The sequence below is a fragment of the Halomonas urumqiensis genome (assembly GCF_003028575.1).
Taxonomy (GTDB): domain Bacteria; phylum Pseudomonadota; class Gammaproteobacteria; order Pseudomonadales; family Halomonadaceae; genus Halomonas; species Halomonas urumqiensis.
Window position 1 is genome coordinate 43,053 of sequence record NZ_PYUD01000005.1, and the last position, 16,845, is coordinate 59,897.

Annotated in this window: 18 protein-coding genes and 1 pseudogene; 5 read left to right on the forward strand and 14 right to left on the reverse strand. The window is 62.9% G+C overall.

The features are described 5' to 3' along the window. Positions 1 to 93: 93 nt before the first annotated feature. On the forward strand, positions 94 to 996 hold the full coding sequence (locus tag C6V82_RS13410) for a LysR family transcriptional regulator (RefSeq protein WP_102587919.1): 903 nt from the start codon (positions 94 to 96) through the stop codon (positions 994 to 996). Between the two features lie 78 nt (positions 997 to 1,074). Here C6V82_RS13410 and pobA read toward each other — a convergent pair whose 3' ends face one another. Then, positions 1,075 to 2,271 (reverse strand): 4-hydroxybenzoate 3-monooxygenase, encoded by a 1,197-nt coding sequence (pobA, locus tag C6V82_RS13415; RefSeq protein WP_102587956.1) that lies wholly within the window; start codon positions 2,269 to 2,271, stop codon positions 1,075 to 1,077. Between the two features lie 305 nt (positions 2,272 to 2,576). Here pobA and C6V82_RS13420 point away from each other — a divergent pair, with 305 nt between their 5' ends. Further along, positions 2,577 to 3,518, forward strand: a complete 942-nt coding sequence (locus tag C6V82_RS13420) for a helix-turn-helix domain-containing protein (protein ID WP_102587918.1) — start codon at positions 2,577 to 2,579, stop codon at positions 3,516 to 3,518. Positions 3,519 to 3,578: 60 nt separating this feature from the next. On the opposite strand, the gene C6V82_RS13425 is transcribed toward C6V82_RS13420, so the two are convergent. The 3 genes from C6V82_RS13425 to C6V82_RS13435 are packed head-to-tail and all read right to left on the reverse strand — an operon-like array spanning position 3,579 to position 6,422. Further along, positions 3,579 to 4,868: a TRAP transporter large permease gene (locus C6V82_RS13425; RefSeq protein WP_102587917.1), complete on the reverse strand. Its 1,290-nt coding sequence runs from the start codon at positions 4,866 to 4,868 to the stop codon at positions 3,579 to 3,581. Beyond that, the gene (locus C6V82_RS13430; RefSeq protein ID WP_102587916.1) at positions 4,858 to 5,385 is read right to left on the reverse strand and encodes a TRAP transporter small permease; all 528 of its coding nucleotides are present in this window, start codon (positions 5,383 to 5,385) and stop codon (positions 4,858 to 4,860) included. Before C6V82_RS13430 ends, C6V82_RS13425 begins: the two co-directional genes overlap by 11 nt. Positions 5,386 to 5,390: 5 nt before the next feature. Continuing rightward, positions 5,391 to 6,422: a TRAP transporter substrate-binding protein gene (locus tag C6V82_RS13435; protein WP_102587915.1), complete on the reverse strand. Its 1,032-nt coding sequence runs from the start codon at positions 6,420 to 6,422 to the stop codon at positions 5,391 to 5,393. 310 nt (positions 6,423 to 6,732) lie between these two features. Here C6V82_RS13435 and C6V82_RS18365 point away from each other — a divergent pair. Next, positions 6,733 to 6,855 (forward strand): annotated as a pseudogene (locus C6V82_RS18365) (dienelactone hydrolase family protein); the annotation flags it as partial. 111 nt (positions 6,856 to 6,966) lie between these two features. Next, on the forward strand, positions 6,967 to 7,554 hold the full coding sequence (locus C6V82_RS13445; protein ID WP_102587914.1) for an NAD(P)H-dependent oxidoreductase: 588 nt from the start codon (positions 6,967 to 6,969) through the stop codon (positions 7,552 to 7,554). Between the two features lie 83 nt (positions 7,555 to 7,637). Here C6V82_RS13445 and C6V82_RS13450 read toward each other — a convergent pair whose 3' ends face one another. Further along, positions 7,638 to 8,051 (reverse strand): lysozyme inhibitor LprI family protein, encoded by a 414-nt coding sequence (locus C6V82_RS13450; RefSeq protein WP_102587913.1) that lies wholly within the window; start codon positions 8,049 to 8,051, stop codon positions 7,638 to 7,640. A gap of 327 nt (positions 8,052 to 8,378) precedes the next feature. Between C6V82_RS13450 and C6V82_RS13455 the strand changes: the two genes are divergently transcribed. Then, positions 8,379 to 8,813, forward strand: a complete 435-nt coding sequence (locus tag C6V82_RS13455; protein WP_102587912.1) for a secondary thiamine-phosphate synthase enzyme YjbQ — start codon at positions 8,379 to 8,381, stop codon at positions 8,811 to 8,813. Between the two features lie 157 nt (positions 8,814 to 8,970). Here the strand turns inward: C6V82_RS13455 and C6V82_RS18045 are convergent, their stop codons facing one another. From C6V82_RS18045 to pcaF, 9 genes are all read right to left on the reverse strand, one after another. Beyond that, entirely contained in the window at positions 8,971 to 9,189 is a 219-nt protein-coding gene (locus C6V82_RS18045; protein WP_146009672.1) for a hypothetical protein, read from the reverse strand. Positions 9,190 to 9,418: 229 nt separating this feature from the next. Continuing rightward, positions 9,419 to 9,727: a hypothetical protein gene (locus tag C6V82_RS13460; RefSeq protein ID WP_219724499.1), complete on the reverse strand. Its 309-nt coding sequence runs from the start codon at positions 9,725 to 9,727 to the stop codon at positions 9,419 to 9,421. A gap of 464 nt (positions 9,728 to 10,191) precedes the next feature. Further along, positions 10,192 to 10,350 (reverse strand): hypothetical protein, encoded by a 159-nt coding sequence (locus C6V82_RS18130; protein WP_180978268.1) that lies wholly within the window; start codon positions 10,348 to 10,350, stop codon positions 10,192 to 10,194. A gap of 224 nt (positions 10,351 to 10,574) precedes the next feature. Next, a complete protein-coding gene (gene pcaG / locus C6V82_RS13465) occupies positions 10,575 to 11,207 on the reverse strand; it encodes a protocatechuate 3,4-dioxygenase subunit alpha (protein WP_102587911.1) in 633 nt (210 codons plus the stop codon). A gap of 64 nt (positions 11,208 to 11,271) precedes the next feature. After that, positions 11,272 to 12,012 carry a protocatechuate 3,4-dioxygenase subunit beta gene (pcaH, locus tag C6V82_RS13470; RefSeq protein WP_102587955.1) on the reverse strand — a complete coding sequence of 247 codons (741 nt, stop codon included), beginning with the start codon at positions 12,010 to 12,012 and terminating at the stop codon, positions 11,272 to 11,274. 103 nt (positions 12,013 to 12,115) lie between these two features. Beyond that, complete coding sequence (gene pcaQ, locus C6V82_RS13475) at positions 12,116 to 13,045, reverse strand: pca operon transcription factor PcaQ (protein ID WP_102587910.1); 930 nt, start codon at positions 13,043 to 13,045, stop codon at positions 12,116 to 12,118. Continuing rightward, positions 13,046 to 14,251, reverse strand: a complete 1,206-nt coding sequence (locus tag C6V82_RS13480) for an MFS transporter (RefSeq protein WP_102587909.1) — start codon at positions 14,249 to 14,251, stop codon at positions 13,046 to 13,048. Between the two features lie 152 nt (positions 14,252 to 14,403). Next, positions 14,404 to 15,588: a bifunctional 3-oxoadipate enol-lactonase/4-carboxymuconolactone decarboxylase PcaDC gene (gene pcaDC, locus C6V82_RS13485; RefSeq protein WP_102587908.1), complete on the reverse strand. Its 1,185-nt coding sequence runs from the start codon at positions 15,586 to 15,588 to the stop codon at positions 14,404 to 14,406. 36 nt (positions 15,589 to 15,624) lie between these two features. Further along, positions 15,625 to 16,827, reverse strand: coding sequence for a 3-oxoadipyl-CoA thiolase (gene pcaF, locus C6V82_RS13490; RefSeq protein WP_102587954.1), 1,203 nt, complete (start codon positions 16,825 to 16,827; stop codon positions 15,625 to 15,627). Between the last annotated feature and the right edge of the window lie 18 nt (positions 16,828 to 16,845).

Consider the following 16,845-nt stretch of genomic DNA (forward strand, 5'->3'; position numbering starts at 1 on the left):
GTGCACGCAATCAGGTGATTGAGTGGGAGTCTGATTGCAGCCGGAACCACGAACCAATATTGTTTGAGTGCCCAGCCATACCCTGGAGGTATCATGGAGCTACGTCATCTCAGGTACTTCTGTGTGGTTGCCGAGGAGCTCAACCTGACCTGCGCGGCCGAACGGCTGCACATGTCGCAACCACCATTATCCAGGCAGATCAAGCAATTGGAGCAGGAAATCGGCGCCGAGCTTTTCGAGCGCGGCCCACGTGGATTGCGCCTTACGCCGACCGGCCTGTTCTTCCAGCAGCATGCCCTGCAGATTCTCGAAAAGGTCGATGCCACCCTCGAGTCCACGCGCCGCATGGCGCGCAGCAAGCGCGTGATGTTCGGCATCGGCTTCGTGCCATCCGTGTTCTACGGACAGTTGCCGTTGCTGGTGCGCGATTTGCGACAAAAGGATAACGTCGAGCTGACACTGGCCGAACTGACCACCGTGCAGCAGATCCAGGCGCTCAAGGCGGGACGCATCGATCTCGGGTTCGGACGCATGCGTATCGACGACCCGGACGTGGAGCAGGAGGTGTTGTTCGATGAACCGATCATGGCCGCCGTGCCCTGCGGCCACCCGCTGGAGGGCACCGAGCCGACCCTTGCCGAGCTGGCTCGTTATCCGCTGATCCTGTTTCCCGCCAAGCCGCGCCCGAGCATGGCCGATAACATGCTCGGCATGTTCCGGCGCAATGGGTTGAAGGTCGAGGTGGTGCAGGAAGCCAATGAACTGCAGACGGCACTTGGGCTGGTGGCCTCGGAGATAGGCATCAGCCTGGTGCCGGAGCAGGTTCGGCGGGTGAGGCGGGATGGCGTCAGCTTCGTCTACCTGGCCGACAAGGGGCTCACGTCGCCGGTGCTGTGCAGCCGCCGGCGCGGCGAGGAGGCATCACCGATCATGCAGGAGGCAAACGCGATCCTCGCGGTGCTGGTGGAGAACCGCCGCAGCGGACGCTATCCCTGAGCGCGACGGACAACGAACCGCCCGAAGCCCGCCCGCGGCTCGACGGCGACAGGACTTCGCCGCTCAGCCCGTAACCCGTTATTCCAACGACTCATACGGCAGGCCCACGTAATTCTCGGCGATAGTGGTCAGGCCCGCTTCGGAGCTGGTCACGTAGTCGAGCTCGGCCTGCTGCATGCGCGAGTTGAAATCGTCCTCATCGGAGAACTTGTGCAGCATGGAGGTCATCCACCACGAAAAGCGCTCGGCCTTCCATATGCGCTTGAGGCAGGTGTCGGAGTAACGCGGGATCAGGTCGGTGCGGCCCTCCTTGAAGACCTTGACCATCAGCCGATACAGCGTGTTGACGTCACTGGCCGCGAGATTGAGCCCCTTGGCGCCGGTGGGCGGGACGATATGCGCGGCGTCCCCCACCAGGAACAGGCGGCCATACTGCATCGGTTCGACCACGAAGCTGCGCAGCGGCGCGATGCTCTTCTCGATGGAAGGGCCGGTGACCAGCGCCTGGGCGGTCTCCTCGGGCAGCCGGCGCTTGAGTTCGTCCCAGAAGCGCTCGTCGCTCCAGCCCTCGACCTTCTCGTCCAGCGCTACCTGGATGTAATAGCGGCTGCGCTGCGCCGAGCGCATGCTGCACAGAGCGAAGCCACGCTCATGGCGCGCATAGATCAGCTCGTCGGCCACCGGCGGCGTGTCGGAGAGCATGCCCAGCCAACCGAATGGGTAGACCCGTTCGAATTCCTTGATACGCCCTTCCGGAATCGAGCGGCGCGAGACGCCGTGAAACCCGTCGCAACCGGCCACGTAGTCGCAGTCCAACCGATGCGTCTCGCCGTCCTTTTCGAAGGTGATGTAGGGCTTGGCATCGGGGCTGTCCGTTTCCAGGTCATGGGGCTGCACATTGTCGACCTCGTAGAGGGTAATGCCGCCGACCGCCTCGCGGGCCGCCATCAGGTCGCGCGTCACCTCGGTCTGGCCGTAGACCATCACGCTCTTGCCCCCGGTGAGGCCGGCGAGATCGACCCGCACCCGGCGATTGTCGAAGGCCAGCTCGACGCCATCATGGGGCAGGCCTTCGACGTCCATCCGCTCATCGACCCCGGCTTCGCGGAGCAGGTCGACCATGCCCTGCTCGAGCACCCCGGCGCGGATTCGGCTCAATACATACTCACCGCTCTTGCGCTCGAGGATGACGTTGTCGATGCCCTGGCGCTGCAGCAACTGACCCAGCAGCAGACCGGACGGCCCGGCACCGATGATGGCGACTTGAGTTTTCATGGCAATGCCCCTATCGAATTCTGGGATGATCAAGGCTCTCGTAGCTGGGCACGGTGAGGGGCGCCGGGGACAGGTCGAAGAGGAGGTCCGATTCCAGGGATGGAATCGGTAGCGCCCAGGGATGGGTTCACAGCGCCTCCTCAAAGACCTGTCGCCGGATCAGCCCCGGACAACACAGCCAATGATGCCTGATAGTGACTTGCATTTTTCAATGAATCCACTGCACTAATAAGGCATGATTGGCATCATTACTTGGACATACCGTGGATAGCGCATCGACTTTGGTCGCATCCCAGGAGGTCGCCATGCCCACCGCCCCCGTCGCCTCGGTGCCCGTCTTCAAGCTCTACGGCGAGACCCGCCATTGGCCCACCCCGGACCTGTTGCACTGCGAGTCGATTCCCGAGCGTAGCCGCCTGCACGATTGGCGCATCAAGCCGCATCGCCATGCCGACCTGGTGCACGTGCTGCATATCGAAAGCGGCAGCGTCCACCTGGAACTGGAAGGCAGCGGCCACCGCCTGAAGGGGCCGCTGGCCATCGTGGTACCGGCCATGGCGATCCACGGCTTCCTCTTTTCTGAAGACATCCAGGGCCACATCATCACCCTGGCGAAGCCGCTGGCGGAGCAACTCGGCCAAACGCTGCAGGAGCAGGGAAAGCTACTCGACCACGCCGACTTTCAGCGCCTTGAGCCGCGCCACGAGGCGGCGCGCGTCGCCACCCTGGTGGATCAGATCCAGCGTGAATACCGCCACCCGGCACCGGGGCGTACCTACCTGCTGGAAGCATTGATCCAGGCGCTGGTGGTGGAGCTTTCGCGGATCGAGGAGACCCGCGCCCAGCCTAACCACCGCCATGGCCCGCGCCGCCGCGACAAGGGTAACGAGCATCTGACGCGCTTTTTGGCATTGATCGAAGCCCAGTACCGCCGGCAGCCCAGTATCGAGTCACTGGCCGGTGAACTGGGCATGACCAGCGCCCACCTCAATACCCTGTGCCGCCGCCTGGCCGATCGCAGCGCCCTGCAATTGCTGCATGAGCGCCTGCTGCTGGAAGCCAAGCGCCAGTTGACCTACACCAACATGACCATCAGCCAGGTCGCCGACAGCCTGGGCTTCTCGGAACCGGCCTACTTCACCCGCTTCTTCAAGCGCAATACCAGGCTCTCGCCTCGCGACTTCCGGCTTCGTCAATCCACGGCACGTGCCACAGACGACGACACCCCCGTACCGTCACAAGGCTGAACCGGGGGCGGCGCTGGGCTGGCGAGCCCAGGGGCTTTTCGACACTAGTGCATTGCGAGCCTAGAGCAGGAACATCGTGGAGAGGATCGGGAAGGCGATCAGCAGTGCCAGGCGCAGCAGGTCCGAGACCACAAAGGGCGCCACCCCGCGAAAGATCTCGCCGAGCCCCACATGGGGCGCCATGGCCTTGATCACGAACACGTTCATGCCCACCGGTGGCGTCATCAGGCCCAACTCCACGGTCAGCACGGTGATGATGCCGAACCACACCGGATCGATGCCCAGCGCCTGGATGATCGGGAAGACCACCGGCACCGTGATCACCAGCATGGCGATGGAATCCATGAACATCCCCAGCACGAAGTACATCAGCAGGATGCATAGCACCACGATGATCGGCGCCATGTCGGCGGCAAACAGCATGTCGCTGATCGAGAAGGAGATGCGCGACACCGAGATGAAGTAGCCGAGCATTTCGGCCCCCACCAGCATGAAGAACACCACCGCCGAGAGCGCCAGGGTTTCCTGCACGCTGCGCCACAGGCCATCAAGGCGCATGCCCTTGGCGAGCGCATACAGCAAGGTGGCGAAGGCACCGACACTGGCGCCCTCGGTGGGCGTGAAGGCCCCCAGGTAGATCCCCAGGATCATCACCAGGAAAACCCCGAAGAACGGCAACAGGCCACCCAGCGAGAGCAGCTTCTGCTTCCACGAAGTCGGCTCGCCGGCCACCGCCAGCGACGGCTTCAGGCGCATCAGCACGCTCACCGTGAGCGAGTACATCACCAGGCCCATCAACCCCGGCACCAGCCCCGCCATGAACATGTCGCCCACCGATTGCTCGGTGAGGATCGCGTAGATCAGCAGTGCAATGGAAGGCGGAATCATGATGCCAAGCGTGCCGCCAGCCGCCAGTGCCCCGGTGGCCAGGCCGCGATGATAGCCATAGCGCTCCATCTCCGGCAGCGCAACGCGGGTCATGGTGCTGGCGGTGGCCAGTGAAGACCCCGAGATCGCCGAGAAGATGCCGCAGGAGCCCACCGCCGCGATGGCAAGGCCGCCCTTCCAGCCGCCACAGATCACCCGGGTGGAGTGGAACAGCTTGCCGGCCATGCCAGAGTGGGCGGCCAGCACCCCCATCAGGATGAACATCGGCACCGCACTGAAGCTGTAGTTGGAGAGCACCTCAACCGGCACAGTCTTGAGCTGGGCGATGGCCGCCCCCCAGCTGATCACCTGGGCAAAACCCACCACCCCGACGATCAGCATGGTCAGCGCCACCGGCACCCGCAACACCATCAGCACCAGCAACAGGCCAAGGCCCAGGGCTCCGATCGTTTCACTCCCCATGCGACATCTCCCCCTCGGCGCCGAACAGCGCACCGAGCAACGCATGGATCAAGCTGCGCAGGCCCAGCAACAGGCTTAGCACGGCGGCGGCCTGATAGATGGGGCCCATGGGCAGGCGCAGATCCTGAGTCACCTCGCCATGGCGTGCCGCCGCCGTAGCGGAATCGAGCAAGCCAATGAACAGCACCACGCCCAGCGCCGCGAAACCCAACAGGTAGACGCCCTGAAGACGGTTCTTGATGCCAGGCGCCAGGCCATGGGAAAAGGCCTCGACCACCACCTGGCTCTTCTCGACGTTGGCGGCCATGGCCGCAAGCAACGAACACAGCATCAGGTAGCTGACCAGCTCAACACTACCCGAGACCCGAAGCGCAATGGCACCCTCGGTCAATCGCGAGAGATAGCGCGTACCGACATCGGCGATTGTCACCACCAGCAACGCCACCAGGGCGATACCGGCGACCACACGGCACACAAGGGCCAGCCAGTGGCTGGCCCGTTCCAGAAACGACTGCATGACATTCAACCCTGGGAGGTGGCGCAGGCATCACTAGCGGTGAGGGCCGCCTCGTATACCTCGCGAGCCTGGTCGAGACCGCGCTCCTCGAGCTCGGTGAGGTAGCCTTCGATGCCATCCTGAAGCGGCTGCTGCCAATCCGGATGCTCCAGCGGGTTGTCGATTTCGCGGATGGTGTGCCCGGCGTCGCGGGCCTCCTGCTTGCCTTCCACATCGAGGCGATCGAAGACCTCGCCGGCATTGGCCGCCCATTTCATGCCGGAATTCTCGTCGATCACCGCCTGCTGCTCGGGGGTCAGGCTGTCGTAGGTACGCTGGCTCATGGTGGCGACGAAGATCAGCGTATAGAAGGGAACTTCGGTGTGGTATTCGACCAGCTCGTTGATGCGAAAGCCCTTGAGGCCTTCCCACGGGAAGCTCAGGCCATCGATCACGCCACGCTGCATGGCGGTATAGATATCCGGTGCCGGCATGCCCACCGGAGAGGCCCCCATGTTCTCGAGCATGTCACCGGCCACCGCGGTCGGGCGGCGAATGCGCAGCCCCTCGAGGTCGGCGGGTGTCTGCACGTCGGTCTCGATGGTGTGGATACCGCCCGGCCCGGTGGTGAACATGAACAGCGGGCGGGTATCGGCATATTCCTCGTCGAGGTGGCCATCGTCATACAGGGTCTGCAGCACGCAGGCGCCCTGGGTGGCGGTGCCCGCCACGCCTGGCAATTCGACGATCTGCGAGAGCGGGAAACGACCGGCGGTATAACCCTGGGCGGTGGCGCCGATATCGGCGATGCCATTGCCCACGGCTTCGTAGATGGCATCGGGCTTGGCAAGCGTTCCGGAAGGGAACATCTCGACGCTCAGCTCACCACCCGACTCCTCCTCGATGGTGTCGGCCCAGACCTCGAAGATGTCCTGGTTGACGCCCGAGGCACCCGGCCAGAAGTGCGCCATGCGCAGTGTCGTGGCGGCCTGGGCGGAAGCGGCGGTGAGGCCGGCGATGGACGCGGCCAGCAGGCAACGTGACAAGACGTGTTTCATCAGGGATTCCTCTTGTTGGGCGTGTGGTCCAGTCATTATGGCTATCGTTATAGTTCATGTTGGCGTTGGCAAACCGAATGATGATTCGCTTTCGCTCAACTGTATCCAGGACCAGATACATGACATTTTCCCTGAGTTGACGCACCAAATAAGGCATAAACAGCACGATCAATTGGACATTTCCAAGATGAGACGGCGACTTTAGTCGCATTTCACAGCCGCTGGCGCCCGTCCGCGACGCCGATACCCGGCATGGCACCCCTCCCATCCTCCCGGTGACCACAAGCGCCGTGGGCGAAATCAAGGCACTGGCTGTAAGCTTTACAAGGGCGCGGCCCACGGTTTCACCGCCAAGGACGCCCCCGTCTACGATACGACCGCCGATGCCCTGCATCACAAACGGCTCGCCACGCTGCTGGAAGAGGCACTGTAACGGCCGCTTCCACACAACCAGGACTTGATGCCGATCAAGCCTGACCCTCCCTTCCGCGGCTAAGCTGAACAGCACACCTGTTCACTCAACTTGCCGCGAGGGTCCACCGCCATGAGCCAGCGAATCCTGATCCTGCAGGGCCACCCCGACGCCAGCGAGGCGCACCTCTGTCATGCCCTCGCCGATCACTACCGCGAGGGTGCCAATGCCCAGGGCCATGAGGTGCGTTTCATAGACCTCGCCTCCCTCGAATTTCCGCTGCTGCACAGCCAGAAGGAGTGGCAAGCGGGCCCGCTGCCCACCTCGCTGACGGCGGCACAGGAAGCCATCGGCTGGTGCCAACACCTGGTGCTGTTCTTCCCGCTGTGGCTTGGCGATATGCCGGCCCTGGTCAAGGCATTTCTGGAACAGGTGCTGCGGCCCGGCTTTGCCTTCGAGTACGTGGAAGGCAACCCGCTCGGCAAGAAAGGACTCAAAGGGCGCTCGGCACGGGTAGTGGTCACCATGGGCATGCCAGCGGCGATCTACCGCCATCTGTACCGTGCCCACAGCGTCAAATCGCTGGAGCGCAATATCCTCGGCTTCGTCGGCCTCTCGCCGGTGCGAGAGACACTGGTCGGCAGCGTGGAAGCCATGAGCGAGAAAAAGCGAAACGAATGGTTTCACAAGCTGCATGAACTGGGTGCCAAAGCCAAGTGATATTGGCGATTGGGATCGCTTCCTATGGCGGTGGCAAAAGTGGCCATCCGCCTTGAACCTTCTTTATTCTCGGCCTGAATTAGCTACCATTTCGGCTCTGGCAACACGGGCGGCGCACCATCCATGTAGGTTAAAAAATTCGACCAAATCTCATGAGTTCTGCGTTTGGTTAACTTCGTTTTGCATGAGATCGTCATGACACCCCGAATGGTGCCGTCACGCCATTGTGTATAAACAGAATCACAATGAGATGACATATAATCCTGCCAATCCTTTTGAGCCATCTTGATGGACTCGATCAACTCAGGGTCATGGACATTATGCTCAAAGCTTGCCTCCAGATACCTGGTCAGCTCAGCTTGCGCCGACTCCAGCTCAATGGAGGCACACTGATTGATCTCGAGTGTGCTGACAGCATTATCACAATCGAGCGCTGTATCATCAGCCCCAACGGTAACGGACAAACTCGCCAGAGCAATTGCAGCCCACTTTTTCATAACTTCCCTCAAGCTCACATAAGTCCCACTCACGCGTTGACTCAATAACACCGGTCTACGCGATCCCGCTGCCTTTACCTACGTCGCCGCCATGTTCGACCAGCAGGTCGTGGATGATAGGCACCAGCTCGACATCACCGAATGCTCGGCGCAAGAAGTCCACGTGCTGTTCCTGCGTGTGGCCATACTTGTGACCATAGAAGTCTCATCCATCGAGACCAGTGTAGGCCAATGGCCGCCTTGAGGGCGTGACCGGCTTTGACGTCGCCACCACCGCTGACATACTGATGGCAGGCTATCGCGGATCATCGTCACAAGGAGGCAACGATGTGGCTCCAGCAGGAGATACGACTACCCGCCTTGGAAAGGGGCTTCCACCTGATCACCGACCGGGTCGTGGAGGCCTTGCCCGACATGGCACGCTGCCGCGTCGGCCTGCTCCACCTGCAAGTACTGCATACGTCAGCCTCGCTGACGCTGAACGAAAACGCCGACCCCGACGTTCGACACGACATGGATGCCTTTCTCCGCCGTCTGGTACCCGGCGATCTGCCCTACTTCCGGCACACGATGGAAGGCCCGGATGACATGCCCGCCCACGTCATCGCCAGCCTTCTCGGCACCCAGCTAACGCTAGCGTTGCGCGACGGTCGCCCGGCGCTGGGCACTTGGCAAGGCATCTGGTTGGGAGAACATCGCGACCATGGCGGATCGCGGCGACTGATCGCCACCCTGAACGGTGACTCGAAAGGCGCCAGGTAAGGGGCATGTTGATGGGTCGGTACCGCGTGACGACGCCGTAGTGACAAACAAGCCCATGAGGGGATATGGGGAATGTAGGCTTATGGCCGAATAGCGGCGTCCTGCACGTTGGAGGTCACTATTTGGAAAAAATCGAACATAAGGTTAAGAAACGCTATCAACTTAGTTTTCTTGTGACTGTACAGTGACAAAAATCGCCATCGATACTATCAATGCGAACAACAACTGGGCGATCCTCCGCTGGGTCTTCAGTAAAAAGGAGCCAAGAATTAGAATCGAAATCCCGGACATACTCACTGCCAACCTCAGGATTCTTCACCTGATCCGTACCGATCTTTGTGGTCATGCCAACCTCAAGGTTCTTTATATCTTGCATACATTCCTCCCATGTAGAATAATTATCAAAATCTAAAGATTTGTCTTTGGTATATAAATTCCCTAACCTTTCTTATCAGGATAGCCTAGAGCTCCGCATCCGGCCAGAAGCAGGCGTTGCGATCATGCTGATATAACGCCATTTTTCAGCGGCGACCTTTTTGCAGAGAAGCGGAAAAAAGGGCGTCCGGTGTAGGGCCGTCAGGCCCGGAACGAACTGCAACTACCGGTTAGGCAATTTTTTTCCGCCGCAGCATGCGATCCACGATGTAACCGAATATGCCGCCGACTGCGATCGGCACAAGCGCATAGACTGGGATAATGACCAGTGCGATAGCCGCGTTTGGGTTGGCACTCAAGTCTAATGTGCCATGCGCCCATGCCAAGAAGCCAAAACCAAGTATGCATGGCGCCAACAACGAAACAGGCCACTCATACTTGAAGCTTAAAGCGAGGATGCAACCCCAGGCTATCGCATTTAAAGCACAAAAAAACAGCCAGCCACCAAAACCGGTATCCGTATACTGCCTCAACCACATCGGAGCCTCGAGGCACTCGCGCCAAATATGGTAGGACTATACCTACCACCACGATAATTAATCGAGCTTTGCGCATGGTCATATGTAGTGCCTAACAAGGATGATCGAGCATGCTGCCTTTGCCGTCATGGCTGCTTAGGGTCGACTCCAGACCTTGTCAGAGCTCTTCCCAAACTCACTCAAACCCGCCATCAACACGTGGACTCGAAACGATTGCCACCTGCCCAGCTTACAATCGGCTACATGCACTCAGCCTAGCCGCCATGGCGGGCTTTCACCAGACCCCACATCAACGCAATACAACAAGGGGCGACACTGGATATTACATGCGTATGGGCGGGGTCAGCGAGGCGATGGCACAGGCGCACCCCAGAACGGGCGGTACGGCCAATATCCAGGAATCACAACGAAAAGCGCCAGCGCAATGCGCTGGCGCTTCTCGTTGTCATCGGCGGGGTAATCGCTCAGAGATGGTAGGGATGACGCAGGAAACCCTTGTGCTGGCGGTAGGCCGCTTCGGTCATCCGGTCGAGCAACCGGTAGGCGGCCACGCCGATGCGCTTGGCAAGGGATGCCTTGGGAGCAGTGGCGGTCTCGCTGTGGGAGAGCGTCTCGGTGGTCATGATGGTGGACCTCGGTCATTCCATAAGGGTGCTAACAGAATACCCGATTGTTAGACTTTGGTCTAACATATCCAGCTTTCGCCGCACTCGTTACCCTTGGGCGGCCCCATACGATGACACCCCAAGCCCCACCAGGCGTGGCAAGGCTCGGGGTGTCCAACCATTCGACGACGCTGCATTCGTGGCGGGGTCCAGAGAATCGAAGCGCCTAGAACACGAAGTGCTTAGAAGTCGAAGAACACGGTCTCGCCTTCGCCTTGCAGGCGGATATCGAGGCGGTAACGCACCTTGCCATCGAGCTCTTCACGCTTGGCGATCAGGGTCTGGCGGCGGGCCGGCGATTCGATGGCGTTGAGCACCGGGCAGGCGGCGTTGGCTTCAGTTTCGTCTTCGAAATAGAGGCGGGTCTGCAGGTGGATGTTGATGCCCCGGGCGAAGATCGCCAGGTTGATGTGGGGCGCCATCACCTTGCCGTCGCTACGCTTCACCGCGCCGGGCTTGATGGTGGCAAGCGACCACTCGCTGCCGCCCTCGGCGGTGGTGGCGGTGCGGCCGAAGCTGTTGAAGGCCTGCTCGAGGTCGAACTCGGGCCGGTACTCGCCCTTGGCGTCGGCCTGCCAGGCTTCGAGCAGGGCATCGCGCACCAGGTCGCCGTTGCCGTCGATCACGGTGCCGACCACTTCGATAGGCTCCCCCTCGACTTCGGATGTGGCCATCCGGCTCCAGATCTCCTCGTCGCGCTCGGGCAGGCCGGCCACGTGCAGGGCCAGGCCGATATGTACGTAGGGCCCGGCGGTCTGAGAGGCGGTCTCGCGCAGCATGAGCTCGGCGGTGGGGGTAGAGTTAGGCTGTTTCATGATGATTCCCCTGATCCAGTATCACGGATTGTCGATCCGGTCGCCTGGTTCACTGATTTTTGAATCACTGGTTTTCGAAATAGGTCTGCAGCTCGCCACGCACCACCAGGTCGAAGCGGTAGGCCAGGCAATCCATGGGTCGGCTGCGTGCCATGTCGAGGCGGCCGACCATGGTCTCAACAGCTTCCTGGTCGTTGAGGGTCTGCACGATGGGGCAGAGCGGGATCAGCGGGTCGCCCTCGAAATACATCTGGGTGATCAGGCGCGTGGAGATCGAAGGCCCCATCACCGAGACGTGGATATGCGCCGGCCGCCAGGTATTGATGCCGTTGCCCCAGGGGTAGGGGCCGGGCTTGATGGTGCGAAAACGGTACCAACCCGCCTCATCGGTGAGGCAGCGCCCTACCCCGCCGAAATTGGGGTCCAGCGGCGCCAGGTAGGCGTCTTTCTTGTGGCGGTAGCGGCCGCCAGCGTTGGCCTGCCACATCTCCACCAGGGTGTTGGGCACCGGTTTGCCCAACTGGTCGATGACCCGACCGAACATGATGATGCGCTCCCCCACCGGCAGGCCCGCCGCTCCTGCCAACGCGGGGTCTTCGCGAAAGTTGAGCAGCAGGTCGTTGTCGTGCGGCCCCATGCGCAGCTTGCGGAACTCGGGGCCTGTGAGCTCGGAGGCGCTGGCTGTCTGCAGGCTGACCAGGGCCTGGCTTGGCGAGCGGGCCACAGAGGTCTTGTAGCCGGGGGCATAAGCCGGGGGGTGCCAGTTGCGGTCACGCTCGACGAAGCGCTTGTTGTCGAATGCCATGCTGATCGTCTCTGTGGGTAGCGGGTTCTCGATCAGTGTGGCGGGTTGTCGCAGGAGTGCCAATTGACGTCTCGCCAACCGGGCATAACTGATGGGTTATGTCTCAATGAACGCCTTCCGGAACACCCGACGCCACCTCCCTGAGCGTTTCGCAGAAGGCCGCTAGTGCCAGAGAAGGCTGCAGGGTGGCATTCAGGCATAGTCCCACCGAACCACCCTGGCGCTCCAGGGGCAGTGAGAGTTCTCTCAAGCGGCCTTCGGCGAGGGCTTCGCGCACGGCCTCCTCGGGGGCGACCCAGATCGCCTCGCTGTGGGCGGTGAACTGTTGGCTAAGAGGCAGGGATAGGGTTTCCAGCTGGCGAGCCGGCAGCGTGATGGCGTGGCGCACGCAGAAGCTGTCGACCTGCTGGCGCAGGGTGGTCTGCGGGGGTGGCAACACCCAGGGAAACTCCTGCAGGCGCTCGGCGGCGAGCGGCACCACGCCGGCCAGCGGGTGGCCGTCGCGCACCACCAGCAGCAGGCGTTGATAGTAGAGATGCTCGAAGGCCAGATCGCGGATCTCGCGGGCCTCGGTCATGCGCCCCACCACCAGGTCCAGTTCGCCACGCCGGAGCCGGGAGAGCAGAAAGGCACTGGGGCCACCGACCACGTTGATGCCAGCCTCGCCCTGCGCCGAGCACTGCCAGCGGCGAATCGCCTCGGGAAGCAGCCAACTTTCCACTGTCGAGAGCGCACCCACCCGAAGCCAGACGCTGCCGACATGCGCCTCACCCACTGCACTCACGCCTTCCTCCAGGGCCCGAATCGCCGGCCCCGCGTGGCGCAGCAGAGTCAGCCCCGCCTGGGTCAGCGCCACGCCTCGCGGGGTCCGTTCGAACAGCACGGTGCCAAGCGTCTCCTCGAGTTCGCGAATCGTCTTGGACATACCCGGTTGGGTAATCGCCAGATGCTCGGCGGCTCGGGCGAAGCTGTGCTGGCGCGCCACTTCCAGGAAGGCCTGCAGGTGGCGCAACTTGATGCGGGCGTTGAGCATTCAGGCCTCCTGCTGGCGGGCGTCGAGCAGCCGGCGAGTGCACGCCATGGCGGTCAGGCTGATCAACAGGGTCGGCAGGAAAGCCAGCGCCACGGTCCCCGATAGATCGTTGAGCCAGCCGCCCACCACGGTGATGGCGAAGACCAGAAGATAACCGAAGCAGAGCATGCCGGCCATCAGCCGCGGCAGCGCCTCCAGGCGCACCAGCCAGGCAGGCAATGCCAGAACGAAGATAAACAGTGCGCTGGTGAAGAAGCCGAATATCCCGGCCGCCCATACCACCCCCATACCGGGCAGCCATAGCATCAGCGGCAGCGCCAGCAGTGCCAGGGCAGTGATGGCGACCAGGGGGCGCGGGCGCCCCATCAGACGGTCGGCGTAGAAGATCAACAGCGCCGAGGAGAGCATCTGGGCGCCATTGAGCGCCGTCAGGCTTGGGGCAAGCAGGGCCAGGCGGTCGCTTTCCTCGAGCAGCGGCGGGAGGAAGACATTGCCGGTGAAGTAGAGCGCCGCCGCCGCGCCGAGCAGCGCCACCAGGCGCCACATGCGCCCGTCGCGGAGATCGGGCAGGGTCAGACCCGCAGCGCGGGAACCGCCCATCATGGCCGGCAGACGTCTGCCACCCACCACCAGAGCCAGCATCAGCAGCGGCACCGGCAGCACCCAGAGGGCGAAGGCCCACTGCCAGTGAGCACCAAGCCAGGCAGCGGCCAGGGGCCCGGTGGCACCGGCAGCCAGCAGCTCACCCACCAGCAGGCCATTGGTGTAGACCGCCGAGGCGCGACCGATACGCGCGGGAGCCCAGAGTTTAGCCAGCACCGGCATCGCCGCCTGCATCAGGGCGATGCCGCCGCCCATCAGCAGGGTGGCCAACATAAAGGGCAGGAAGCCCTCCGGCAGGCTACGCAGGGCACTGCCCAGGGCCATGACCGCCAGGCCACCCAACAGGCAGGCGCGCACCCCGAGCCGGGCCAGCAGCCAGCCAGTCGCCAGGCCACCCACCGCCAGGGTCACCAGCGGCAGGCTGGTGGCGATGGCCACCTCGCCACTGGTGAAGCCCAGCACAGACTTGAGCTGGGGGATCAATGGCGGCACCACCAGCACCGTCAGGCGCAGATAGAGTCCCAGACACCACAGCAACCCATAGGCCAGCAGCGACTGGCGCAGCCGATCCGGAGATGCCATCGCCGACGCGTGCTGGTTCATGTCCTTATCTCCCAATGCCCTTATGTCCTAATACCCTTATGTCCTAATACCCTAAAATCCTAATGACCTAGTGCCCAGAAAGCCGAAACCGGCCCTGGGGCCGGCTCGGCATCATGCCATGGGGCACGTCTTCTTAGCACCCTAACAAAAGTCTAGGACTGCTCCACACCCCAGCCCAGCCGTTTGGCAAGGGCAAAGGCATGGTTGGCCGCCGGGACGCCGCCATAGATCGCCACATGCATCAACACCTGGCGCAACTCGGCTTCGGTGAGGCCGATGCGCTTGGCGGTCTTGAGGTGGAGTTCGAGTTCCTCGCGGCCCAGCGCGGCGAGGATGCCGGTGGTGATCATGCTGCGCTCGCGCCGGGTCAGGTCGTCGTTGCTCCACAACTCCCCCCAGGCCAGGCGGGTGATCATCTGCTGAAAGGGGGCATCCAGGCTGGTGGCGTTAGCGGTGGAGCGCGCCACATGCTCTTCACCAAGCACCTGCTTTCTGGTCTCGATGCCAGTGGCGTAGTCGACGCCATGGGCACCGACGTCGCCGAGATCCACCGCCATGAAGGCCAGCAGCGTCTCGGCGAACCGCGCGGGCACCTCGACGGAGGGCACGTGTCCGACCCCTTCGAGCACCTCGAGCGTTGCCCCCTGGCACTCGGCGGCCAGCGCCTCGAGAGTTGCCGGCGGCGTGGCGAGATCTTCGTCACCGGCCAGCAGCAGCACCTTTAGCGATGTTGCGCCGAGCTTGCCGGTGAAATCCGTGCTGCCGAGCATCTCGCACATCCGCGCATAGGATTCATCGTCGCCCCGCCCCATCTGGGTCATCCAGCCGCTCTTGAGCGCCGGCTCGGCCTCGAAGCAGGCAGGCGCGAACCAGCGCGGCACGATCTCGGCGGACATCGCCGCCAGGCCTTCGTTGCGCACCCGTTCGGCGCGGGTGTTCCAGAGCTCCGCCGTGCCGATCACCGCGCCGGTGTTGGTCAGGGTCAGGGACAGCAACCGCTCGGCTTGCTCGGCAAGCAGTTGCTGACCCACCACTCCACCGATCGAGGTACCCGCGAAGTGGAAGCGACTGACCCCGGCATGTTCGACCAGCGCCAGGGCGTCGGCGGCCAGGGCGGCCGGGGTGATCGCCCCGCCATCCGCGGGCCAGGCGTCGCTCGCGCCATGCCCGGGCAAGTCCCAGGTCAGCACCCGATAGCGTGGCAACAACGCCGGCAGCACGTCGTCCCACACCGCCTGGCTCATGCCCAGCGGATGGGCCAGCACCACCAGCGGCAGGGCCTCGGCACCCAGCAGGCGATACGCGACGCTACGCCCGTTGATCGTCAGAAATGCCATTGGAATCTCTCCCCTCGCAATTTATACCCGATCGATTTATACCCGCTCGATGAGTGTGGCGATGCCCTGCCCCACGCCTACGCACATGGTGCACAGGGCATAGCGCTTGCCGCTCTGTTGCAGTTCATGGGCGGCGGTCAGCAGCAGGCGTGCGCCGGACATGCCCAGCGGATGGCCAAGGGCGATGGCACCGCCGTTGGGATTGACCCGCGGGTCGTCGTCTTTGATGCCCAGGTCGCGCATGCAGGCCAATGCCTGGGCGGCGAAGGCCTCGTTGAGCTCGATCACGTCGATCTCGCCCAGCGACACCCCGGTGCGTTCAAGCAACTTGTTGACCGCCGGCACCGGGCCATAGCCCATGATGCCGGGTTCGACCCCGGCGGTGGCCATGCCGAGAATCCTGGCCATCGGCTTGAGGCCGTGCTTGTCGACAGCCGCCTGGCTTGCCACCAGCATGGCCGCCGCGCCGTCGTTGACCCCGGAGGCGTTACCAGCGGTGATGCTGCCACCCTCGCGGAATGGCGTGGGCAGGCCGGCCAGTTTCTCGAGGGTGGTCTGGCGCAGGTGTTCGTCATGGTCGAAGACCAGCGGCTCCTGCTTGCGCCGGGGAATCTCGATAGCGGTGATCTCGAGGGCGAAGCGGCCGGCCTGCTGGGCCGTGGCGGCCTTCTGCTGGGAGCGCAGGGCGAAGGCGTCCTGATCCTCGCGGGAGATGGCGAAGCGCTCGGCCACGTTCTCGGCGGTCTCGGGCATGGATTCGACCCCGTAGGCCTTCTTCATCAACGGATTGATGAGGCGCCAGCCGATGGTGGTGTCCTCGATCTTCTGGCTCCGCGAGAAGGCGCTGTCGGCCTTGCCCATCACGAAGGGTGCCCGGGACATCGATTCCACGCCGCCCGCCAGGGCCAGTTCCATCTCACCGGCCTTGATGGCGCGAAAGGCGGTGCCCACCGCGTCCATGCCGGAGCCGCACAGGCGGTTCATGGTGGTGCCGGGAATCGACACCGGCAGACCCGCCAGCAGCGTCGACATGCGCGCCACGTTGCGGTTGTCCTCACCGGCCTGGTTGGCGCAACCCATGAAGACTTCTTCAATGGCGGCGGGATCGAGGTCCGGGGCCTCGGCCAGCACCGCCTTGAAAATGCTCGCGGCGAAGTCGTCGGGGCGCACGCTGGCTAGCGTGCCACCGAAGCGGCCGATGGCGGTACGCCTCGGGTGACACAGAAATACGTCGGTCATTGCGTCGGTCATTGAAAG